Annotated in this window: 16 protein-coding genes; 5 read left to right on the forward strand and 11 right to left on the reverse strand. The window is 66.5% G+C overall.

The window, feature by feature from the left end; all coding sequences use genetic code 11:
- The 3 genes from pdxY to LL06_RS07920 form a co-directional block, all read right to left on the reverse strand.
- Positions 1-546: pyridoxal kinase (gene pdxY, locus LL06_RS07910; protein ID WP_035524730.1), on the reverse strand; the 546-nt coding region annotated here is incomplete at its 3' end.
- A complete protein-coding gene (locus LL06_RS07915) occupies positions 543-785 on the reverse strand; it encodes a hypothetical protein (RefSeq protein WP_035524669.1) in 243 nt (80 codons plus the stop codon). The genes LL06_RS07915 and pdxY, both read right to left, overlap by 4 nt.
- A gap of 151 nt (positions 786-936) precedes the next feature.
- Positions 937-1,482 (reverse strand): peroxidase-related enzyme, encoded by a 546-nt coding sequence (locus LL06_RS07920; protein WP_035524732.1) that lies wholly within the window; start codon positions 1,480-1,482, stop codon positions 937-939.
- A gap of 129 nt (positions 1,483-1,611) precedes the next feature.
- On the opposite strand from LL06_RS07920, the gene LL06_RS07925 reads away from it, so the two are divergent.
- Both LL06_RS07925 and LL06_RS07930 read left to right on the forward strand, forming a co-directional pair.
- The gene (locus LL06_RS07925; protein ID WP_052161304.1) at positions 1,612-6,402 is read left to right on the forward strand and encodes an NAD-glutamate dehydrogenase; all 4,791 of its coding nucleotides are present in this window, start codon (positions 1,612-1,614) and stop codon (positions 6,400-6,402) included.
- 40 nt (positions 6,403-6,442) lie between these two features.
- A complete protein-coding gene (locus tag LL06_RS07930) occupies positions 6,443-7,846 on the forward strand; it encodes an MFS transporter (protein WP_052161305.1) in 1,404 nt (467 codons plus the stop codon).
- Positions 7,847-7,945: 99 nt separating this feature from the next.
- On the opposite strand, the gene purH is transcribed toward LL06_RS07930, so the two are convergent.
- The 4 genes from purH to htpX form a co-directional block, all read right to left on the reverse strand.
- Entirely contained in the window at positions 7,946-9,559 is a 1,614-nt protein-coding gene (gene purH / locus LL06_RS07935) for a bifunctional phosphoribosylaminoimidazolecarboxamide formyltransferase/IMP cyclohydrolase (RefSeq protein ID WP_035524672.1), read from the reverse strand.
- Between the two features lie 150 nt (positions 9,560-9,709).
- On the reverse strand, positions 9,710-11,341 hold the full coding sequence (locus LL06_RS07940; protein ID WP_244447076.1) for a heparinase II/III family protein: 1,632 nt from the start codon (positions 11,339-11,341) through the stop codon (positions 9,710-9,712).
- 292 nt (positions 11,342-11,633) lie between these two features.
- Positions 11,634-13,019, reverse strand: a complete 1,386-nt coding sequence (locus LL06_RS07945) for an RsmB/NOP family class I SAM-dependent RNA methyltransferase (protein WP_035524743.1) — start codon at positions 13,017-13,019, stop codon at positions 11,634-11,636.
- Complete coding sequence (gene htpX / locus LL06_RS07950; RefSeq protein WP_035524746.1) at positions 13,016-13,936, reverse strand: zinc metalloprotease HtpX; 921 nt, start codon at positions 13,934-13,936, stop codon at positions 13,016-13,018. Before htpX ends, LL06_RS07945 begins: the two co-directional genes overlap by 4 nt.
- Positions 13,937-14,062: 126 nt before the next feature.
- On the opposite strand from htpX, the gene LL06_RS07955 reads away from it, so the two are divergent.
- Both LL06_RS07955 and LL06_RS07960 read left to right on the forward strand, forming a co-directional pair.
- A complete protein-coding gene (locus LL06_RS07955; RefSeq protein ID WP_035524748.1) occupies positions 14,063-14,296 on the forward strand; it encodes a DUF1674 domain-containing protein in 234 nt (77 codons plus the stop codon).
- Positions 14,297-14,346: 50 nt separating this feature from the next.
- Positions 14,347-14,820: a thermonuclease family protein gene (locus LL06_RS07960; protein ID WP_244447077.1), complete on the forward strand. Its 474-nt coding sequence runs from the start codon at positions 14,347-14,349 to the stop codon at positions 14,818-14,820.
- A 452-nt stretch (positions 14,821-15,272) separates the two neighbouring features.
- Here LL06_RS07960 and acs read toward each other — a convergent pair whose 3' ends face one another.
- Positions 15,273-17,225, reverse strand: coding sequence for an acetate--CoA ligase (gene acs / locus LL06_RS07965; RefSeq protein WP_035524675.1), 1,953 nt, complete (start codon positions 17,223-17,225; stop codon positions 15,273-15,275).
- Between the two features lie 243 nt (positions 17,226-17,468).
- Here acs and LL06_RS07970 point away from each other — a divergent pair, with 243 nt between their 5' ends.
- Positions 17,469-18,164: a DUF1013 domain-containing protein gene (locus tag LL06_RS07970; protein WP_035524677.1), complete on the forward strand. Its 696-nt coding sequence runs from the start codon at positions 17,469-17,471 to the stop codon at positions 18,162-18,164.
- A gap of 80 nt (positions 18,165-18,244) precedes the next feature.
- Here LL06_RS07970 and LL06_RS07975 read toward each other — a convergent pair whose 3' ends face one another.
- From LL06_RS07975 to LL06_RS07985, 3 genes are all read right to left on the reverse strand, one after another.
- Positions 18,245-19,030: an SDR family oxidoreductase gene (locus tag LL06_RS07975; protein WP_035524679.1), complete on the reverse strand. Its 786-nt coding sequence runs from the start codon at positions 19,028-19,030 to the stop codon at positions 18,245-18,247.
- A gap of 157 nt (positions 19,031-19,187) precedes the next feature.
- Positions 19,188-21,098, reverse strand: coding sequence for a propionyl-CoA synthetase (locus tag LL06_RS07980; protein WP_035524754.1), 1,911 nt, complete (start codon positions 21,096-21,098; stop codon positions 19,188-19,190).
- Positions 21,099-21,348: 250 nt separating this feature from the next.
- Entirely contained in the window at positions 21,349-22,017 is a 669-nt protein-coding gene (locus LL06_RS07985) for a YggS family pyridoxal phosphate-dependent enzyme (protein ID WP_035524680.1), read from the reverse strand.
- Between the last annotated feature and the right edge of the window lie 123 nt (positions 22,018-22,140).

Consider the following 22,140-nt stretch of genomic DNA (forward strand, 5'->3'; position numbering starts at 1 on the left):
GGGCCCCAGCGTTTCGGCGGCCGCCATGATCGACCGGATGTCGGCCATCGGCGCGCCGGAGAGCCAGGCGAGCTCGTGCACGTTTGGCGTGGCGATGTCGGCGATCGGGATCAGCTTCGAGCCGATCGCCTGGGCGACCGGTTCGGGCACGTAGAGCGCGCCGGTGTCGCCGATCACCGGGTCGCACATGTAGACGGCCTTCGGATTGGCCTCGCGCACCGCGCCGACGAGCCGGGCGATGTCGGCGGCCTGGCCGGCGTCGCCGAGATAGCCGCTGAGCACGGCGCCGACTTCGCCGATCCAGGGCGCGGAGCACAGATCATCGATCAGCGCGCTGAAATCCCCGCTCGGCGGCACGATCCGCGTCGCCCGCGAGTGGCCCGGATGCCATGGCAGGATGACCGTGGGAACCGCCCAGACCGGGAAGCCCAGGGTTTCGAGCGCGAACACCGCCGCCCGGTTGCCAACGGAACCGCGCACCACATGGCTGGAGATCACGATAACCGAGGGCCGGATATCGGGATTGCGGGAAGTCTCAGCCGTCATCGCCAGACCTGCCCGAGCAGCCAGACCACCAGCGCGCAGAAGGCGACAAGCGCCAGGCCGCGCGCGATCCGCGTGCCCCACACCTCGATCCTGTCGGAGGTGTCGGCGTCGCGCGCCGCAAAATGATCGCGCACGCTGGTGGTGGCGGATTTCATCGCGGGCGTCGCCGACAGGCCGCCCTCCTCGCCGATGCGGTCGAGCGTGCGTTTTGCCTGGCGAACGGTTTCGTCGTCTTTCATGATCCGGGCTCCCGGCCCCTTTGAGTTCCTGCGCATCATAGCATCCCGATGCTCCGGGCACAGCACCTATCGGCCCGCTGGAGCAATCAGACCCCGGCCGCGACCAGGAACATGCCCGCCCCGGTCCGGCTCCGGCGCGGCCGTGCCCGCGTCATCGCGCAAGGCCGTGATACTCGGGATTGGGCCGCATGTCAGTGGCCGACGCCATGCGGTTGGTCATGTTGAAGAAGGCGGCGACCGCGGCGATGTCCCAGATGTCGCGGTCGCTGAAGCCGTGGTCGCGCAGTCGCTGCCGGTCGGCCTCGACGATCCGCGCCGGGTCCTCGGTCACCAGCACGGCGAAATCGAGCATCGCGCGCTGGGCCGGCTCGAGCTCCGCCGCCCGGTAGTTCATCACCATCTGCTCGCCGAGCTCGGGGCTGCCCGACAGGTAACGGACCGCGGCGCCGTGGGCGGTCAGGCAGTAGTAGCAGTGGTTGACGGACGACACCGCCACCGCGATCAGTTCGCGGTCGAGCTTGCTCAGATTGGATGCGCCGAGCATCAGGTCGTTGTAGAAGGCGACGAAGGCTTCGAGCTTTTCGGTGTTGAACGCATAGGCCTTGAGCACGTTCGGCACCATGCCCAGTTTTTCCTCGCACTTGGCGAAATAGGCGGTCATGGCCGGGCTCAATGTGGTTTCCGTCTCACATGACAGGGCTGTGACGGCTTCATCTGGTTTTTTCACGTTTTTTCCTCCGCGGGTGAGCTTTTCCAGGAAATCAGGTCGCATTGCCTGACACTTCTGCTAGGTTTCGGCCAAAGATCAAGCCTTGGAGGGACTGGGATGACGGTCGGGAACACACGCGGGTCGGAAACGCTGCTTGCGGAGGCTGCGTCCATCGCCGAAAGGGGCAAAAAGCCGCATGTCGATCCGGACGTGCTGTTCTCCCGCGCCAGCGTCGACGATCTCAGGCATTTCCCGGCCAGCACGCTGGCCAGCTACGCCGTGCTTGCCGAGACCGAGCTTCGCGCCTGGGACGGCACGACCGCCCGGGTGAGCCTGGTCGATGTCGACAAGGCCACGACCGACGGCCGCGATGTCACCGTCCTGTCGATCACCACGCTGAACAAGCCGTTCCTCTATGATTCGGTCATGGGCGAAGTCACCTCGGAGGTGCGCGACATCCTGATGGCGCTGCACCCGATCCTGGTCGTCTCGGGCGACGCGCCGGCGGTGCTGTTCTCGCATGGCGACGGCAGCGAGCCCAAGCAGCGGGTCAGCCACATCCAGATCCACATGCCGCGGCTCGGCGAGGAAGCCTCCGCGAAGCTCGCCGAGCGGGTGCGCTATGTGCTCGACCAGATCCGCGCGGCGGTGGGCGACTGGAAAGCCATGCTGGCGATGATCGACCACAGCGCCGCCGATCTGGTGGCGCTCGACGTCGACAAGAGCGTCGAGCCGGCCCGGCAGGAGGCGCTCGCCTTCATCGCCTGGCTGAGAGACAACAATTTCACCTTTCTCGGCATGCGCGAATATGTCTATTCCGGCGACGGCGAGACCGCGCAGTTGAGCCGGGCCTCGTCGGAAGGACTCGGCATCCTCTCCGATCCCGACGTGCTGGTGCTGCGGCTCGGCAAGGACCAGGTCACCACCACGCCCGAGATCCTGCAATTCCTGCAGGGGCCGGATTTTCTGATCGTCACCAAGGCCAATGCCCGCTCGGTGGTCCATCGCCGCGCCTATATGGACTATATCGGCATCAAGCGGTTCAACAGGAAGGGCAAAGTGATCGGCGAGCTGCGCGTGGTCGGGCTTTTCACCTCCACCGCCTATACCGGCTCGGTCACCCGCATCCCCCTGCTCCGCTCCAAGGTGCAGGCGGTCGTCTCCGAATTCGGCTACGACCCCGAAAGCCATTCCGGCAAATTGCTGCTCAACACGCTCGAGGCCTATCCGCGGGACGACCTGTTCCAGATCGACACCCAGATGCTGGCGCGGTTCTGCTACCAGATCAACGAACTGTCCGACCGGCCCCGGGTCCGGGTGCTGCCGCGGATCGATCATTTCGACCGCTTCGTCTCGCTGATCGTCTATGTGCCGCGCGACCAGTATGATTCGGTCGCCCGCGAACGCATCGGCGCCTATTTCAAGACCGTCTACAACGGTCGTGTGTCGGCTTACTATCCCGCCTTTCCGGAAGGCGGCGTGGCACGCGTGCATTTCATCATCGGCCGCTCCGAGGGCAAGACGCCGCAGGTCTCGCAGGAGCAGCTCGAACGCGACGTCCGCTCCATCGTCACCCGCTGGGAGGACCAGTTCCGCGCACTCGGCGGGGCCAACGCCGCGCGGATGGGCGTGAGCCCGTCCTACAAAGAGAGGTTCCGGCCCGAGGAGGCGCTGGCCGATATCGGCGACATCCTGGCCTGCAAGGCGCCCGGCGCGATCCGGATCGCCTTCTACCGCGGCGACAACACCGCCGAGGACCATCTGGCGCTGAAGATCTTCCATGCCGGCGAACCGGTGTCGCTGTCGCGCCGGGTGCCGCTTCTCGAGAATCTCGGCTTCCAGGTGATCAGCGAGCAGACCCACGAGATCTTTCTCGACGAAAAGGCCGGATCCTCGAGCACCGTCTTCGTGCACGACATGGAAATCGCCCACGAGGACGGCCGCCTGATCGACCTGGCGTCCGACGGCGCGCGGCTCGAGGAGGCGTTCCTGTCGGTCTGGCGCGGCCACACCGACAATGACAGCTACAACCGGTTGGTGACCAATGCCGGCCTTTCGGTGCGCGAGGCGACCGTGCTTAGGGCCTATGCGCGCTATCTGCGGCAGGCGGGCATCGCCTATTCCCAGGAATACATCGCCCACAGCCTCAACCGTCATGCCGGCATTTCCGCCAAATTGTTCGAACTGTTCCGGATCCGGTTCGATATTCGGCTTGAGGCCGGCGCCCGCGAGAAGCAGAGCGCCCGGCTGATGGAGGAGATCGAGACCGCGCTCACCGAGGTGCCGAGCCTCGACGACGACAAGATCCTGCGGCGCTATGTCAACGCCATCGCGGCGTCGCTGAGGACCAATTATTTCCAGACCGGCGCCGACGGCGCGCCGCGCCCGGCGATGGCCTTCAAGCTCGATCCGAAGAAGCTCGAGGGATTGCCGGAGCCCCGCCCCTTCCGCGAGATCTTCGTCTATGGCTCGGAAGTCGAGGGCGTGCATCTGCGCTTCGGCCCCGTCGCCCGCGGCGGCCTGCGCTGGTCGGACCGGGCGCAGGACTACCGCACCGAGGTGCTGGGACTGGTCAAGGCGCAGCAGGTCAAGAACGCGGTGATCGTGCCGGTCGGCGCCAAGGGCGGCTTCTATCCCAAGAAGCTGCCGGTCGAGGGCGGCCGCGACGCGGTGTTCGAGGCCGGCCGCGAGGCCTACAAGCTGTTCATCCGCACCCTGCTGTCGGTGACCGACAACATCGTCAATGACGCGATCGTGCCGCCGGCCGACACCATCCGCCATGACGCCGACGACCCCTATTTCGTGGTCGCCGCAGACAAGGGCACCGCAACCTTCTCCGACACCGCCAATGCGCTGAGCCAGGAGCAGGATTTCTGGCTCGACGACGCCTTCGCCTCCGGCGGCTCCGCCGGCTATGACCACAAGAAGATGGGCATCACCGCGCGCGGCGCCTGGGAGGCGGTCAAGCGGCATTTCCGCGAAATGGACATCGACATCCAGACCACGCCGTTCACCGTCGCCGGCGTCGGCGACATGTCGGGCGACGTCTTCGGCAACGGCATGCTGTTGTCCCGGAAGATCCGGCTGGTCGCGGCCTTCGACCACCGCGACATCTTCATCGATCCCGATCCCGATTGCGAGACAGGGTTTGCCGAACGCAGCCGGCTGTTCGACCTCAGCCGCTCGAGCTGGCAGGACTACGACCGGTCCAAGCTGTCCGCGGGCGGCATGATCATTCCGCGCACGCTCAAATCGGTCGACCTGACGCCGGAGGCGGCGGCGGCAATCGGGCTCGGCCATCTCAGGGTTGCGCCCCAGGACATCATGAGCGCGATCCTGACGATGGAGACGGACCTGCTGTGGTTTGGCGGCATCGGCACCTACATCAAGGACATGGGCGAGAACGACGCCGATGTCGGCGACCGCGCCAATGACGCGATCCGGGTTCTCGCCCGGCACGTGCGCGCCAGGGTGATCGGCGAGGGCGCCAATCTCGGCGTCACCCAGAAGGGCCGCATCGCCTATGCGCTGAGGGGCGGGCGGCTGAACTCCGACGCCATCGACAATTCCGCCGGGGTCAACTCCTCCGACGTCGAGGTCAACATCAAGATCGCGCTGGCCAACGCCATGCGCGAGAACCGCCTGACCCGGCCCAAGCGCAACATCCTGCTCGCCTCGATGACCGACGAGGTGGCGGAACTGGTGCTGCGCAACAACTACCTGCAGACGCTGGCGATCTCCCTCGCCGAGGCGGAAGGCATCTCCGGCGTGGGCGAGCTCAACCGGGTGATGGGCAATCTCGAGGCGAGGGGCCTACTCAACCGCAAAGTCGAGTATCTGCCCGACGATGCGGCCGTCGCCGAGCGCATCGCCGGCGACCACGCACTCACGCGCCCCGAGATCGGTGTGCTGCTGTCCTATGCCAAGCTTGTGCTGTTCGACGAGATCGTCGCCAGCTCGCTGCCCGACGAGCCCTATTTCGACCAGACGCTGCGCTCCTATTTCCCGAAGAAGATGCAGAAGCCGCATGCCTCCGACATCGCCAGCCATCGGCTGCGCCGCGAGATCATCGCGACCATTCTCGGCAACGACGCGATCAACCGCGGCGGCCCGGCCTTTGTCATCGGGCTCGGGGACAAGTCCGGCGCGACGGCGGCCGAGATCGTCAAGGCCTTCGTCCTGGCCCGCGACGGTCTGTCGCTGACGGCGCTCTATGCCCGGGTCGATGCCCTCGACACCAGGGTTCCCGGCGCCGTCCAGAACCGGCTCTATGCCCAGATCGGCCAGACGCTGAAGGAAGTCACAAGCTGGGCGCTCAAGACCGGCGCCGCGCAGGGCGAGCTCGCCGAGGCCGTCAAATCGATGCAGGCGGGCATCGCCCGGCTGCGCGGCAAGCTGCCCGAGGCGATGCCGGAATTCATGCGGCACGAGGCTGACTCGATCCGGGCGGATCTGATGGCGGAGGCGGTGCCGGAAGATCTCGCTGCCGAGATCGCCGGGCTGGGCGGCCTGGCGCTGGCGCCGGACATCTGCCATGTCGCCGCCACCTCGAACACCGATCTGGCGCGGGCGACGGAGGCCTTCTTCGCCGTCACCGACGCCTTCCGCGTCGGCCGGATCGTCGCCGCGGTGGACCGGATCCAGGCCTCCGACCATTTCGAGGGTCTGGCGGTGGCGCGCGGCCTCGACGAGATCTTCGAGGCCCGGCGGATCATCGCCGCAACCGCGCTCGACGCCAATCCCAAGGCCGCGGACCCCGCCGGCGACTGGCTCGACGCCAACAAGGGCCGCATCGCCCATGTCCGCAGCCAGATCCTGACGCTCACCGACAGCGGCGAATTGTCGGTCGCCAAGCTCACCGTCGCCGCCGGGATGCTGAGCGACCTTGCCCGATCCCTGCGCGCGTGACAGGATCGGCATCATCAGGCCTGACGGGGGGATGGATCGAATGTCCGATGCAATCGGGTTGCCGCCGGTGACTGTCGTCCGCCGCCGGGGCGTATTTGGCTGGATGATGTTCGACTGGGCGGCGCAGCCTTTCTTCACCGTCGTCACCACCTTCATCTTCGGCCCCTATTTCATCTCGCGCATGGCGAGCGACCCGGCCACCGGCCAGGCCGCCTGGGGCTACGGCATCGCCGCCGGCGGCTTCATCATCGCCATCCTGTCGCCGGTGCTGGGCTCGATCGCCGACCAGACCGGGCCGCGCAAGCCCTGGATCGCGACCTTCGCGCTGATCAAGATCCTGGCGCTGTGCGGATTGTGGTTCGCGGCCCCCGGCTCCAACCTCGTGGCCGTCGTCGCCCTGTTCACGCTCGCCTCGGTGGCGGCCGAATTCTCGATCGTCTTCAATGATTCGATGCTGCTGCGGCTCGTGCCCAAGGCGCAGATCGGCCGGGTGTCCAACCTCGCCTGGGGGCTCGGCTATCTTGGCGGCATGATCGTGCTGATCTTCATCATCGCCTGCCTCGCGGCCTCCCCCGAGACCGGCAAGACCCTCATCGGCATCGACCCGCTGTTCGGGCTCGATCCGCTTCAGGGCGAGGACGCCCGCGCCTCGGGGCCGATCTCGGCGCTGTGGTACGCCGTCTTCATCCTGCCCATGTTCTTCTTCACGCCCGACGCGGGCGGCCGCCGCGCCATGGGGGTCGCTATCCGCGACGGCCTGATCGAGCTGAAATCGACGCTCGGCGAGGTGCGCCAGCGCGCCGGCATCTTCCGCTTCCTGGTCGCCCGGATGATCTACCAGGACGGCGTCAACGCGCTGCTGGCGCTGGGCGGCGGCTTCGCGGCGGCCATGTTCGGCTGGTCGATCACCGAGATCGGCGTCTACGGCATCCTGCTCAATGTCGTGGCGATCTTCTCCTGCCTCTATGCCAGCCGGCTCGACACGCGGCTCGGCTCGAAATCGGTGGTGCTGATCTCGATCCTGCTGTTGCTGATCGCCACCATCGGCATCGTCTCGACCGGTCCCGGATTTACCTTCTTCGGCGGCCTGATGCTGGGCGACGCGGATTCGGGCGGCCTGTTCGGCACCGCCGCGGAAAAGGCCTATATCGCCTTCGGGCTCCTGATCGGCATCGCCTTCGGGCCGGTCCAGGCCTCCTCGCGCGCCTATATGGCGCGCAGCGTCACCGAGGACGAGGCGGGGCGCTATTTCGGCATCTATGCGCTGGCCGGCCGCGCCACCAGCTTCCTGGCGCCCTTCATGGTCGCCACGGTGACCGCGCTCTCCGGGTCCCCCCGGCTCGGCATGGCCACCATCATCGTCTTCTTCGCCGCGGGCCTGGCGATCCTCTGGAGCACGCCCTATCCGGCCGACCAGCCGTCGGGCAAGCCGGCCGCCGTCTGATCAACCGGTCGGAAGCATTTCCCCGTACTTGGGGTATGGACCGAACATACCTCGGGTACGGATGGACAATTCCCGAAAACTCCGTCCGCCGCCGGCCGCTCAGTGGCGGAAATGGCGCATGCCGGTGAACACCATGGCGATCCCGGCCGCATCGGCCGCGTCGATCACGTCCTGGTCGCGCATCGATCCGCCCGGCTGGATGACCGCGGTCGCCCCGGCCTCGATCGCCGACAGCAAACCGTCGGCGAAGGGGAAGAAAGCATCCGACGCCACCACGCTGCCCTTGGTGAGCGGCGCTTCGAGCCCGAGCGCTTCCGCCGCGTCGACCGCCTTGCGTGCGGCGATCCGGGCCGAATCGACCCGGCTCATCTGCCCGGCGCCGATGCCGACCGTGGCACCGTCCAGCGCATAGACGATGGCATTGGACTTGACGTGCTTGGCGACGCGGAAGGCGAATTCGAGATCGGCGAGCTCGCGCGCATCCGGCACCCGTCTGGTCACCACCTTGAAATCGGCCGGAAGCACGCGGCCATTGTCGCGGCTTTGCACCAGCAGCCCGCCGGCGACGGTCTTGACGGTGATGCCGGGCTGCAGCGGATCGGCGAGGCCGCCGGTGGTCATCAGCCGCAGGTTCTTCTTGGTCGACAGGATCTCGCGCGCCTCGTCGCTGGCCTCCGGCGCGATGATCACCTCGGTGAACAGCTTGACGATCTCGGCGGCCGTTTCCGCATCGAGCGCGCGGTTGAAGGCGATGATGCCGCCGAAGGCCGAGGTCTGGTCACAGACGAGCGCCCGCCGGTAGGCGTCGACAAGGCTTCCGCCCACGGCGACGCCGCAGGGATTGGCGTGCTTGATGATGGCGCAGGCCGCCGTGTCGGGATCGAATTCGCTGACGAGTTCGAAGGCCGCGTCGGTGTCGTTGATGTTGTTGTAGGAGAGCTGCTTGCCCTGCAGCAGCCTGGCGCTGGCCACGCCGGGACGACGGTCGCCGGTGGCGTAAAAGGCCGCCGTCTGGTGCGGATTCTCGCCATAGCGCATCACGTCGATGAGCCGGCCGCCGAACGCCCGGTGGCGCGGCGCCGCCAGATCGATCTCGCCGGCGAACCAGCCCGAGACCGCGGCATCGTAGGCGGCGGTGCGGGCAAAGGCCAGCGCCGCCAGCTCGCGCCGCAGGCCGAGGGGTACCGAGCCGTCATGGCTTTCGAGCGCGGCCAGCACGCGGGAATAATCTTCCGGATCCGTGACGATCGTCACATAGGCATGGTTCTTGGCCGCGGCGCGGATCATCGCCGGCCCGCCGATGTCGATATTCTCGACGCTGGTCGCGTAGTCGGCGCCGGAGGCCACGGTCTCCTCGAAAGGATAGAGATTGACCACGGCGAGATCGATCTCGGCGATGGCGTGCGCCTGCATCGCCGCCCGGTGCTCCTCATCGTCGCGGATGGCGAGCAATCCGCCATGCACGCCCGGATGCAGGGTCTTGACCCTTCCATCCATGATTTCGGGAAACGACGTCAGGTCGGAGACGTCCCGGACCGCGAGGCCCGCCTGTTCGAGCGCGGTGCGCGTGCCGCCGGTCGAGACCAGCTCGACGCCGGCCGCGGCAAGCCCGCGGGCGAACGCGACCAGCCCGGATTTGTCCGACACCGAAAGCAGGGCGCGGCGGACCCGCACCAGCTCCGGCACGGGATGGTTCTTGGAAACTACAGCCATGGAGATCCCCTCATACTTGCCGCATCAGCCAGGCGGCGCCGGCATGGGGTTAGCACAGCAGGCCGGTCTGTAAAACACGCAAATCGGCGCAGGCGCGGCGCTTGTCCGGTCGTGCGGGATCCCCGCCGGATCGGCTGCGGCAAGGGCGGATCAGGCTTCCGCGCGCGGCAGGGTGGTGCGGATCAGCTTCCAGTCGACCCGCGGGGTTTCCCCGACGGTGAACTCGAGCACGATCTGCTTGCTGGTGCGCGCCCCGGCGAGATCGGCGAAATGGACATCCTCCTCGATCCGCGGCGTCAGGTCGCGCGCGAGAAACACCCAGGATTCGCCGTCGCCGGCTGTCATGTGCACCGCGCCGTCCTCGTCCTGCGAGACGGCGATCTTCGGATGCACGTGGAACCTGGCCACGCCGACCGTCCGGTTGTCGGGCGCGGGCGCGGTCTCGTCGAGCCGGAGCACCTCGTCGCGGCCCTGCACCTCGTGCCCGGAGGCGAGCAGGCGGATCCTGCGCCGGTGCAGGAGCTTGAGGCTGCTGACATAGCCGTCATGGGTGGCGACGAAGCCGAGCTGCCTTGCCTCCTGGTCGAGTGATTCGACCGTGACCCGCCGCACGCCGCCGGTGACGATCGGCCCGAGGAAGGCGGAATGCGAGATCTTCAGCGAGGAACTGTCGTCGAGCGTCAGGGTGCTGTGCGCCGCGGTCAGCCGGGCGAACTCCGCATGCCGCGGATGATAGGTCACCGGCGCGCCGGCGTTGACGATGAAACGGTTGGCGCCCGAGGACAGCTCGAAGGACAGGCATCCCGCATGCGCCGTCGTCGACATCCGGTCCTTCGGCGGCGGTCCGGTGTCGGCGATCAGCACAGTGTTCGCCGCCGTCAGCCGCTGATAGCGCGAATGCGGCATCTCGCGATAGGCCGTCCCCGAGGTCTCGTCATAGCGCAGCACGCCGAGCATGCGGTCCGCCGACATCGCCGACGCGCCGTTGAACAAAGCGAGCTCGCCATTGGAATGGCGGAAGAACCGGAGCGCCGAGAACATCCGGTCCATCCCCGCGGCCATCTTGGCCGGCGGTTTCTGGCCGAGATTGACATAGGTCTGCCGGAGCGGCAGCAGGTCGGTCAAAAGGTCGATCAACACCATCGGGTTGCGCGAGGTGTGCCCGCCGTCGGGCAGGATCTGCAGATCGAATTCGGCGTCGAGATGCCGCGAGGCGGAGCGGACCGTGCCGGCGCTGGCGGGAAGGCACAGGCTCGCCATCGCCAGCGCGATCCGGGCCCGGAAGCGGACCGCATCGGCGGGCATCGCCGCGGTCACATGCCTGAGATAGCGCGTCTGCAGCGCGATGCTCTTGAGGAACCGCCGGTAGAAGCCGTGATCGGCGCCGCGTAGCACGATCGGCGAATGGGAGAACCAGGCAATCAGCCGGCTGGCGAGAACCTCGGGCTGAAAACCCAGGCCGTTGAGATGCCGGCCCTCGACCGTGATCCAGTCGTCCACCAGCGCGCGCGCATTGGCGCAGGCCAGATCGTGGTCCGCCGCCCGCATGTGCCTGAGCCAGCCGAAGGCATGCAGGCTGCGGGCGAAGGCGCGGTTGGGCGCTTCCACCTGGAAGGGACTGCCGCCGCCGGTATCGACCATGGTGCCGCCCATGGCGAAGCGTCCGGAATAGATCTCCTCGGCGATATGGGAATCGGCGATGCGCAGATCAATCGGCGCCACGACCAGCCGGTCGGGCGTCCCGCCTGCAAACCGCATGGCGTTGATTCGTCCCAGGGCCATGCGGCGGGCAAACCGCCGCCACATCTCCGCCCCGTACAAATACGCCGAGCGTTGCGAATCAACCACCGAAAATGCCAAACGGGAAATCCTGAAAACGGGTCCCGGCCCTCCACCGGACCGGAATCGTAACACAGTGGATATTTTGTTCAACTGCCTCATGCTGGACGAAGGGGCGCAATGAAGCGCGCCGCGGACCGCCAATATCCGACAGTAATCTTTCCCGGGTTTGGTGGGTGTTGGTTGCCGAAGACGGCGCTTTGCTTGCTGCGGCGCCGCGTGCCTGCCCGATGCTTCACCGCCGGGTCAGCACCACGGCGTAAAATCCGTCGAGACCTGCCAGCCGCGGATCTTCATGGGCGAGCATCGCCGGATGGGTGCGGACCTCGCCCTTCTCGGTGATGGCCGATTCGAGGCCGGGCCAGCGCGAGGCGTCGACCGGCCGGATCTTCCAGTCGGGATGATCGGCAAGGAAGCCCGCGACCATCTCCTCGCCCTCTTCCGGATCGAGCGAGCAATTGGAAAACACCAGCTCGCCGCCCCCCCGCACCAGGCCCGCCGCATGGTCGAGCAGGTCGCGCTGCACCCGCGCCAGCCGCGTGATGTCCTCGGGCGTCTTGGTGTAGGGAATGTCGGGATGCCGGCGAACGGTGCCGGTCGACGAGCAGGGCGCGTCGAGGAGCACGCCGTCGAACCCGTCCGGCGCCACGAGGTCCTGCGCCCGGGTCAGGCGGGTCTCCACCTCGAGGCCGAGGCGCTCGAGATTGCCGCAGAGCCGTTCGAGCCTGTTGGCGGACTGGTCGCACGCCGTCACGCGCGCGCCGGCGAGCGCCAACTGCGCGGTCTTGCCGCCGGGCGCGGCGCAGAGATCGGCGATCTCGAGACCCTCGAGCCGCGAGAACAGTTGCGCCGGCAGGCTGGCGGCTGCGTCCTGCACCCACCAAGCGCCGTCGTCAAAGCCTTCCAGGCCCGACACCGGGCCGTCGGGCCGCCCGATGCGGACAGAGCCGGTCGGCAGCACCACGCCGCCCAGCTTTTCGGCCCAGCTGGCAGGGTCCGCCTTGACCGTCAGGTCGAGCGCCGGCGGCTCCGAGAGAAGCTTGAGGATCGCCGCGGCGTCGGCGGCATAGGATGTGCTGAGCCGGCTTTCGAACCAGTCCGGAAAATCCGGCGTACTCGCGGCGATCCGGGGCAGGAGCTCGTCCTTCTCCCGCGCCAGCCGCCGCAGCAGCGCATTGACGAGGCCGGAAAAGCGCCGGTTTCTGGGGTCCGAATCCGCCTGGCTGACCGCGAGGTCCACCGCGGCGCGATCGGGAACGTCGAGATAGAGGATCTGCGCCGCTGCCACCCGCAGCACCTGCCTGAGCGCGCGCGCCCCGTCGGGCAGCGGCGTCTCGACCAGCGAGTCGATCGTCGCGTCGATCACCCTGAGATGCCGGAGCGCCGACAGGAGGATCGCCCGCACCAGCAGCCGGTCCTGGTCGCCAAGAGCGGTGAAAGCCGGGTTGCCGCCTGCCGGATCGAGAAGCCCGTCGAGCGAGGCCCGGCTTTCGGTCACCGCCGACAGCAGCCGCGCGGCGGCCTGGCGGGCGGCGAGGCCGGGCTTGGCATCATTTTGATCCGGGCGGGACTGGCTCTTGCCTGGCCGCCGGCGGGCTCCGGCGGACCGCACGCCGGTCAAGACCACGGTCCCTTCCGGACCGCGCCGTCACGGCCCCAGGGTCCCGGCGAATCGGCAGCGGCCGGCGCCGGCGCGAATTCCGCCACCATCGCCTCGAGCGCCGCGATGCGGTTCTCGGTGGCCGGGTGGGTGGAGAACAGGCTGTCCATGCGCTGGCCGTTGAGCGGGTTGATGATGAACATGTGGGCGGTGGCGGGGTTGCGTTCGGCGTCCTCGTTGACGATGCGGCCGGCGCGGCCGGCGATCTTCCTCAAAGCCGAGGCGAGCCACAGCGGATTGCCGCAAATCTCCGCGCCGCGCCGGTCGGCGGCATATTCGCGGGTGCGGCTGATGGTCATCTGCACGATCATCGCCGCCAGCGGCGCGACGATCACCGCCACCAGCACGCCGATGATGCCGAGCGGATTGTTGTTGTTGCGGTTGCCGCCGAAGAAGAAGGCGAAATTGCCGAGCATCGAGATCGCGCCGGCCAGCGTCGCGGTGATCGTCATGGTCAGCGTGTCGCGGTTCTGCACATGCGCCAGCTCATGCGCCATCACCGCGGCGACCTCCTCATCGGTGAGCGTCTCGAGCAGGCCGGTGGAAGCCGCCACGGCGGCGTTTTCCGGATTGCGGCCGGTGGCGAAGGCATTGGGCTGGGCGTTGCGGATCACATAGACCTTGGGCATCGGCAGGCCGGCATTCTGCGCCAGATCGGCGACGATCCGGTAGAATTCCGGTGCGGTGCGCTCATCCACCTCGACCGCATGGTGCATCCTGAGCACCATCTTGTCGGAGTTCCAGTAGGAAAACAGGTTCATCGCGGCGGCGACAAGGAACGCGATCATCATGCCGCCGGCGCCGCCGATGAGGTAGCCGACGCCCATGAACAGGGCGGTCATCAGAGCAATCAACATAGCAGTGCGAACAAGGTTCATGCCCGTCATCCTTTCCAGCGACCAATTGCCCGGGGTCCGGGGATTTGGTTTTTGTTGCTTGTGGCGTTAAAGATGGGAGGCTTCAAGCTATTCTTCAATGCGAAGGCCAATCTGGCGGACCAGCTCATGACCACGAATTCTCCTCCTTCCGCTGAGCCAGGCTCAGTCGACACCGCCGGAACCACCGCCGAGCGGGTGCTGAGCCCCGCAGCCAAACGCGCCCTGGCCGAGGCCGAGGCGCGGCGGCAGGCGCGGGAGCAGCAGCGTCAAGCCGCCGAGAAGGAAATCGGCGGCCGCGGCGGCGCCGATCCGGCCCGCTTCGGCGACTGGGAAATCAACGGCCGCGCCATCGACTTTTAAGACCCGGCGACGGTTGATCCGGCAAGGATAAAGGAATATATTCCTCTATCATGCGAATCACCCTTCCCCGCCTGTCCGCGTTTGCCCTTGCCCACATGCTGGTGCTGGTTTCGGTCCACGCGGCGGGGGCAAGTCAGGACGAGTGGCGCAGCGTCGCCGGCCCGGTGTCCGCCCGCATTGTCAGGATCATCGACGGCGACACGCTGCTGGTCGACGCCCATCCCTGGCCGGGGCACGCCGTGCGGGTCTCGGTAAGGCTGCGCGGCATCGACACGCCGGAACACCGGTCGTCATGCGCGCAGGAACGGATGGCGGCGAACCTGGCCCGCGTCGAGCTCGAGCGGCTTGTCTCGGGATTCTCCACCGTCGACCTGATCAACGTCTCCGGCGGCAAGTATTACGGCCGAGTGCTGGCCGATCTCAGGGCCGGCACGCGCGACATCGCCGCGGCCATGCTGGAAAGCGGACTGGCGCGGCCCTACGCGGGCGGCAGGCGGGTGAAGGCAGTCTGCGCCAACGAGTGAACGGAATCAAAAAGGCCACCCGCGAGGGGTGGCCTTCGTGAATTCCAGCGCCGGTTGGACGCCTGCCCGATCGCTTCGAGAAGGACCGGGACTTGCCAGTATCACCGGCTCTTCAGAGGCTGCTCCGAAGTCCGGCAATCCGAATCGTACGAACCGGCTTTTGGGAATCACTCGACATCGGATCACCTCCTTTCAATGGTTGAAGACAGCCCAGTCTGTATCGGGCTTTGAGCGATTGCAAGATTTAAATCAGCTTCGGATTCCGGGCCGCTTTTGCGCTGGTGCGGACCGATCCTGCCCCCACCCTCTGCCCCGGCCCCGAAAGCCTGTACCATCCATCGTTCATGAAAAAGCCCGCCGGAGTGATCGGCGGGCTTCCTCGGTCTTGAGAGTGGGGGTCCTTTGCCGGGTCTAGCGGTCACTTGGGGCCACCGCTGACATCCGGCGGGCTATCAGCCCTTCTTGTTCTGCCGGTTGGCGATCAGGTCGTCCACCACGCTCGGATCGGCCAGCGTCGAGGTGTCGCCCAGCGCGCTGAATTCATCCTCGGCGATCTTGCGGAGGATCCGGCGCATGATCTTGCCCGAGCGGGTCTTGGGCAGGCCCGGCGAGAACTGGATCTTGTCCGGCGAGGCGATCGGGCCGATCTCGTGGCGGACATGGTTGACCAGCGCCCTGCGCAGCTCGTCGCTTCCTTCCTGGCCTTCCATCAGCGTGATGTAGCAGTAGATGCCCTGGCCCTTGAGGTCATGCGGATAGCCGACCACGGCGGCCTCCGAGACCGCGTCATGCGACACCAGAGCGCTTTCGACCTCGGCCGTTCCCATCCGGTGGCCCGAGACGTTGATGACGTCGTCGACGCGGCCCGTGATCCAGTAATAGCCGTCTTCGTCGCGGCGGCAGCCGTCGCCGGTGAAGTACTTGCCCTTGTAGGTGGAGAAATAGGTCTGGATGAAGCGCTCGTGGTCTCCATAGACCGTGCGCATCTGCCCCGGCCAGGAATCAACGATGCACAGATTGCCTTCCGCGGTGCCCTCGAGCACGTCGCCGTCATTGTCGACCAGTTGCGGCTGCACGCCGAAGAACGGCCGCGTCGCCGAACCGGGCTTGAGCGGCGTCGCGCCCGGCAGCGGGGTGATCAGGATGCCGCCGGTTTCGGTCTGCCACCAGGTGTCGACGATCGGGCAGCGCTTCTCGCCCACGACATTGTAGTACCAGATCCAGGCTTCCGGATTGATCGGCTCGCCCACCGATCCTAGGACTCTCAAGGACTTGCGCGACGACCTTGTCACGTGGTCGTCGCCCGCTCCCATCAGCGCGCGGATCGCCGTCGGCGCCGTGTAGAAGATGTTGACCTGATGCTTGTCGACCACCTCCCAGAACCGTCCCGGCGTGGGATAGTTCGGCACGCCCTCGAACATCAGCGTGGTGGCGCCGTTGGCGAGCGGGCCGTAGACGATGTAGGAATGACCGGTGACCCAGCCGACATCGGCGGTGCACCAGTAGATGTCCCCGGGGTGATAGTCGAAGACATATTCATGTGTCATCGAGGCATAGACCAGGTAGCCGCCGGTGGTGTGCAGCACGCCCTTGGGCTTTCCGGTCGAGCCCGATGTATAGAGGATGAACAGCGGGTCCTCGGCCTTCATCTTGGCCGGCGGGCAGTGCGGCTTGGCCGCCGCGATCGCCTCGTGGTACCAGATGTCGCGCGCGTCGTACCATCCGATCTTGCCGGCGGTGCGCCGGACCACCAGCACGTTCTTGACGATGACGCCCGACCGCTGGGCGATCTCGACGGCGAGGTCGACATTGTGCTTGAGCGGGATCTTCTTGCCGCCGCGCAGGCCCTCGTCGGCGGTGATCACGAAGGTCGATTCGCAGTCGGAGATCCGGCCGGCCAGCGCGTCGGGGGAAAATCCGCCGAAGACGATCGAGTGGATCGCGCCGATGCGGGTGCAGGCCAGCATCGCATAGGCCGCTTCCGGGATCATCGGCATGTAGATCGTGACCCGGTCGCCCTTCTTCACGCCATTGGACTTCATCACATTGGCGAGGCGGCAGACCTGGTCGTAAAGCTCTTTGTAGGTGATCTTCCGGTCATCATAGGGGTTGTCGCCCTCCCAGATGATGGCCACCTGGTCGCCGCGCTTCTCAAGGTGACGGTCGATGCAATTGTAGGAAACATTGGTGAGGCCGTCCTCGAACCACTTGATCGAGACCTTGCCGTCGAAGCTTGTGTTCTTGACCTTGGTGTAGGGCTTGAACCAGTCGATCCGCTTGCCGTGCTTGTCCCAGAATTTGTCCGGATCCTTGATGCTCTGCTTGTACCATTTCTGGTAGGTCTCATCATCGATTAGCGCCCGGGATTTCGCGTCCTTCAGGACCTTGTAGGTTTTATGCGGCATTTGACTCCTCCTCACTAACGGGCATGCGCGTGCTGCCATCCTAAGCCCAACCCGGCTTCCATGGCGACCATTAATAGCAGCGCCGAGTGTTGCGGCAATTAGACATTGGGCCGGTTCCGCGAAACCACATTGCGACAATTGCAATTGGCCGGGCTTGCGGTTATAACGACGCCGATTTCCCGGAAATGGTGGTTTCATCCACGGCCCGCGCCCCCGGAGCGGACGGACAGGAGGATTGTATTCATGGCACAGCAGCTTCTCATGCCAAAGGCGACCGCCGTCTGGCTCGTCGACAACACCGCGTTGAGCTTCGATCAGATCGCCCAGTTCTGCAAGCTTCACCCGCTCGAGGTCAAGGCGATCGCCGACGGCGAGGCTTCGCAGGGCATCAAGGGCCTCGACCCGATCGGCACCGGACAGTTGTCGCGCGAAGAGATTACCGCGGCCGAAGCCAACCCCGAGCACCGGCTGAAGCTTTCCGATCCGAAGGTCCACGTGCCCGAAAGCAAGCGCAAGGGACCGCGCTACACACCGGTGTCCAAGCGCCAGGACCGCCCCAACGCGATCCTGTGGCTGGTGCGCAACCACCCTGAACTCAAGGATGCGCAGATCTCGCGCCTGGTCGGCACCACCAAGTCGACCATCGAGCAGATCCGCGGCCGCACCCACTGGAACGCGGCGAATCTCACGCCGATGGATCCGGTGACGCTGGGCCTGTGCACCCAGATCGATCTCGATTTCGAAGTGGAACGCGCCTCCAAGAACCGCGGCGCCGTCCCCGAAGCCGACCACGGCAGCGTGCTGGTCTCCGCCCGCGAGACCGAATCGGCCGATCGGCGCGACGAGGACAGCGGCGAGAAGGAAATCGACGCCGATGCCGTCTTCGCCAAGCTGAGTTCGATGAAGCGCATGGAACCGGAAGACGACGACGACAACTGAGCGTTTCCGAAGCCTCCAATTGCAAAGGCCCGGCATTGCCGGGCCTTTTGCGTTGGGGGGGGGCGATGAAAGCCCGTGCGCTATTCCTTGACCGGAACCGTGTAGTTGAGCGGCATGCGGCCGCCATCGGCATAGATCGTCTGTCCGGTGACATAGCTCGCATCCGACGACAGCAGGAACGCCGCCACCGAGGCGATCTCCGAGGGCTCGCCTAGCCGGCCGAGCGGCGTGCGCGACAGGATCCGCGTCTTGACCTCCGGATTGTCGGCCACCGAGGCCAGCATGTCGGTCATGATCGAGCCGGGGCCGATCGCGTTGACCCTGATGCCGTGCGGCGCCAGCGCCAGCGCCATCACCTTGGTCATCTGGCTCACCCCGCCCTTGGAGACGGAATAGGGAACCTGGTTGGCGATCGCGAACGTGTCGTTGATCGAGGACATGTTGACGATCGAGCCGGGCTCCTCGCCCTTGCCGATCTGCTGCACCATGTGCCGCGCCACGGCCTGGCCGCACAGGAACACGCTCTTGAGGTTGACCCCCAGCACGCGGTCGAAATCGGCCTCTTCGAGATCGAGGAAATCGGCGGCATGAACGATGCCGGCATTGTTGACGAGCGCATTGATCGAGCCGAAGGCGTCGACCGTCTTGGCCACGAGATTGTGGACGTCGAGCCGCTCGGAGACGTCGGTGGCGGTGAACAGCACCTCGCCCACGCCCGAAAGATCCTCCACCGCCGCAGCACCCGCGGCCTCGTCAATATCGGCGATCATCACCCGGGCGCCCTCGGCGGCGAGCCGGCGCACGATCGCCAGCCCGATTCCCTTGGCGCCGCCGGTCACGATGGCTGTGCGTCCATCCAGTCTCATGCGTCTTTCCTTCCACTCCGACCCGCGCCGTTTCAGGAGGCGCGGGGCTCATTCCAGTTCTGTGTCATCCTACACCAGGCCGGCGGCGAACCGAATGCAGATCCGCCCGCCCCGACCCCCGTGGGCAGCGCGACAGTGGCCCGGCGGGCCGGGAAGGTCAATCGGCCTTCCTGGCGATCCCGTGCTTTGTCATCACCGCGGCGATTTCGTCGAGAATGCCCGGATCGTCGATGGTCGCCGGCATCTTCCACTCCTGGCCGTCGGCGATCTTCTGCATGGTCGCGCGCAGGATCTTGCCCGACCGCGTCTTGGGCAGGCGCTTGACCACCATCACCGTCTTGAACGCCGCCACCGGGCCGATCTGGTCGCGCACCAGCCTGACGACTTCCTTCTCGATCTCCTCGTCGCTCTTCTCGACGCCGGAATTGATGACGATGAAGCCCGCCGGGATCTGGCCCTTCATGCTGTCGGCGATGCCGATGACGGCGCATTCGGCGACATCGGGATGGCTGGAGACGGCCTCTTCCATGCCGCCGGTCGACAGCCGGTGGCCCGCCACATTGATGATGTCGTCGGTGCGCGCCATGATGAACAGGTAGCCGTCCCCGTCGACATAGCCGGCATCGGCGGTTTTGTAGAAACCCGGGAATTCCGCCAGATAGGCATTGTGGAAACGCTCGTCGGCGTTCCACAGCGTGGGCAGGCAGCCCGGCGGCAGCGGCAGCTTGACCACGACATTGCCGAGCGTCCCCGCCGGCACCGGATGACCGGCATCGTCGATCACCTGCACGTCGTAGCCCGGCATCGGCACCGCGGGAGAGCCGTATTTGACCGGCAGCAGGCCCAGGCCCATCGGATTGCCGGCGATCGTCCATCCGGTCTCGGTCTGCCACCAGTGATCGATGACCGGAACGCCGAGCACCCGCTCGGCCCACTGGATCGTGTCCGGATCGGCCCGCTCGCCGGCCAGGAACAGCGCCCGGAAGCCGGACAGGTCATAGTTACTGATCAGGCTGCCCTGCGGATCTTCCTTGCGGATGGCGCGGAACGCCGTCGGCGCGGTGAACAGCGCCGCGACATTGTGTTCGGCGATCACCCGCCAGAACGTGCCCGCATCGGGTGTCCCCACCGGCTTGCCTTCGAACACGATGGTGGTGTTGCCATGCAGCAGCGGCGCGTAGACGATGTAGGAGTGTCCCACCACCCAGCCGATGTCGGAGGCCGCCCAGAAGACTTCGCCAGGCTTGAGCCCGTACATCGCATGCATGGACCATTCGAGCGCCACCATGTGGCCGCCATTGTCGCGCACCACGCCCTTGGGCTGGCCGGTGGTGCCGGACGTGTAGAGGACATAGAGCGGATCGGTGGCCGCGACCGGCGTGCAGGCGACCTTGCGGCCCCTGTTGGCGCTCATCAGCTCCGCATAGTCGAAATCCCGGCCCTCGATCAGTTCGCAGCGATGCTGGTCCCGTTGCAGGACGATCGTGGCGTCGGGCTTGTGGTGCGAATGGGCGATGGCTGCATCGAGCAGCGGCTTGTAGGCGACGATCCGCCCCGGCTCGATGCCGCAGGAGGCGGTGACGACGAGCTTGGCCTTGCTGTCGTCGATGCGGGTGGCGAGCTCGGAGGCCGCGAAGCCGCCGAAGACCACCGAATGCACGGCGCCGAGCCGGGCGCAGGCGAGCATGGCGACGATCGCCTCGGGCACCATCGGCATGTAGAGAACGACCCGGTCGCCCTTGCCGATCCCCTTGTCGGCCAGCGCCCCGGCGAAGGCCTCGACCTCGGCCAGCATCTCCGAATAGCTGAGGCTGCGCTTGGTTCCGGTGATCGGGCTGTCATAGATGAGGGCCGCCTGGTCGCCGCGGCCGGACGCCACGTGCCGGTCCAGGCAGTTGTGGCAGGGGTTGGTGACCCCGCCGACAAACCACCGGCCATAGGCGCCCTGATCCGGATCGAAGGCCTTTTCGGGCGCTTCGAACCAGTCGATCGCCCTGGCCTGATCCATCCAGAACCCGTCCGGATCCTCCTGCCAGCTCCTGTAGACCTCGGCATAGCTGCTCGGCATGATCATGTCCTCCTCAAAGCCCCGCACGGCCGCGCCGGCGATCAAACGTCCAGGCCGCGATTTCCCGAATGGGCGGCACCCTAAGCCCGTGCCCTCCGCTTGGGAAACTAGACCTTTGACTAGTGGGGCGATTTGTCCCGCCGGCCCGGATCCGCTCCCTGGGAGCCGCCTTCGCGTATTTATAGCCTGTGGCCGGGAATTTCGAAACAGACCCGCGGCCCAAGGTCCGGCCGGACCGCGCGGTCCGGTGTCACAGCGGCGGGCGCGCGCCGAAAATCGCCGATCCGACCCGCACCTCGGTGGCGCCGAAGCCGATCGCGGTGGAAAAATCATCCGACATGCCCATCGACAGGGTCTCGATGCCGTTGGCCCTGGCGATCTTGGCGAGCAGGGCGAAATGCGGCCCCGGATTCTCGTCGACCGGCGGGATGCACATGAGCCCGGCGATGGAGAGGCCGAGTTCGCCGCGGCACAAGGCCAGGAATCCGTCGGCCTGGTCCGGCTCGATGCCGGCCTTCTGCGGTTCCGAACCGGTGTTGACCTGCACGTAAAGCCGCGGGGTCTTGCCCTGCTTCTCCATTTCCCGGGCGATCTCCCTGGCGATCTTCTCCCGGTCGACGGTCTGGATCACGTCGAACAGCGCCACCGCTTCGGCGGTCTTGTTGGATTGCAGCGGGCCGATCAGATGCAGCTCGATGCCCGGCGTTTCGGCCTTGAGGCCCGGCCATTTGGACTGGGCCTCCTGGACGCGGTTTTCGCCGAACAGCCTCTGCCCGGCCTCGATCACCGGCCTGATCTCCTCGGCCGATTTCGTCTTGGAGACCGCGACCAGCCGAACCGAATCCGGCTTTCTATCGGCTTCCACCGCTGCGGCGGCGATAGCCGCACGCACGTTTTCAAGGTTTTCCCGGACGTCCAAGCCTTGCTTCCTTCTCTCGCCTTGAGGTTCTGCGCCCGGTGTTACCCCAGCCGGAGCCGCTTGCCAATCCGCAGGCGGCGGTGGGACGGGACCGCATCCCGGCCCGCCGCGTCCTGTCCCGGC

The sequence above is a fragment of the Hoeflea sp. BAL378 genome (genome assembly GCF_000759435.1).
Lineage (GTDB): Bacteria > Pseudomonadota > Alphaproteobacteria > Rhizobiales > Rhizobiaceae > Hoeflea.

Excerpts from the sequence above, each read along its gene's own strand:
- LL06_RS07915 (WP_035524669.1), bottom strand. The coding sequence starts at position 785 with ATGAAAGACGACGAAACCGTTCGCCAGGCAAAACGCACGCTCGACCGC.
- LL06_RS07925 (WP_052161304.1), top strand. The coding sequence starts at position 1,612 with ATGACGGTCGGGAACACACGCGGGTCGGAAACGCTGCTTGCGGAGGCT.
- LL06_RS07930 (WP_052161305.1), top strand. The coding sequence starts at position 6,443 with ATGTCCGATGCAATCGGGTTGCCGCCGGTGACTGTCGTCCGCCGCCGG.
- purH (WP_035524672.1), bottom strand. The coding sequence starts at position 9,559 with ATGGCTGTAGTTTCCAAGAACCATCCCGTGCCGGAGCTGGTGCGGGTC.
- LL06_RS07940 (WP_244447076.1), bottom strand. The coding sequence starts at position 11,341 with ATGGCCCTGGGACGAATCAACGCCATGCGGTTTGCAGGCGGGACGCCC.
- htpX (WP_035524746.1), bottom strand. The coding sequence starts at position 13,936 with ATGAACCTTGTTCGCACTGCTATGTTGATTGCTCTGATGACCGCCCTG.
- LL06_RS07955 (WP_035524748.1), top strand. The coding sequence starts at position 14,063 with ATGACCACGAATTCTCCTCCTTCCGCTGAGCCAGGCTCAGTCGACACC.
- LL06_RS07960 (WP_244447077.1), top strand. The coding sequence starts at position 14,347 with ATGCGAATCACCCTTCCCCGCCTGTCCGCGTTTGCCCTTGCCCACATG.
- acs (WP_035524675.1), bottom strand. The coding sequence starts at position 17,225 with ATGCCGCATAAAACCTACAAGGTCCTGAAGGACGCGAAATCCCGGGCG.
- LL06_RS07970 (WP_035524677.1), top strand. The coding sequence starts at position 17,469 with ATGGCACAGCAGCTTCTCATGCCAAAGGCGACCGCCGTCTGGCTCGTC.
- LL06_RS07975 (WP_035524679.1), bottom strand. The coding sequence starts at position 19,030 with ATGAGACTGGATGGACGCACAGCCATCGTGACCGGCGGCGCCAAGGGA.
- LL06_RS07980 (WP_035524754.1), bottom strand. The coding sequence starts at position 21,098 with ATGCCGAGCAGCTATGCCGAGGTCTACAGGAGCTGGCAGGAGGATCCG.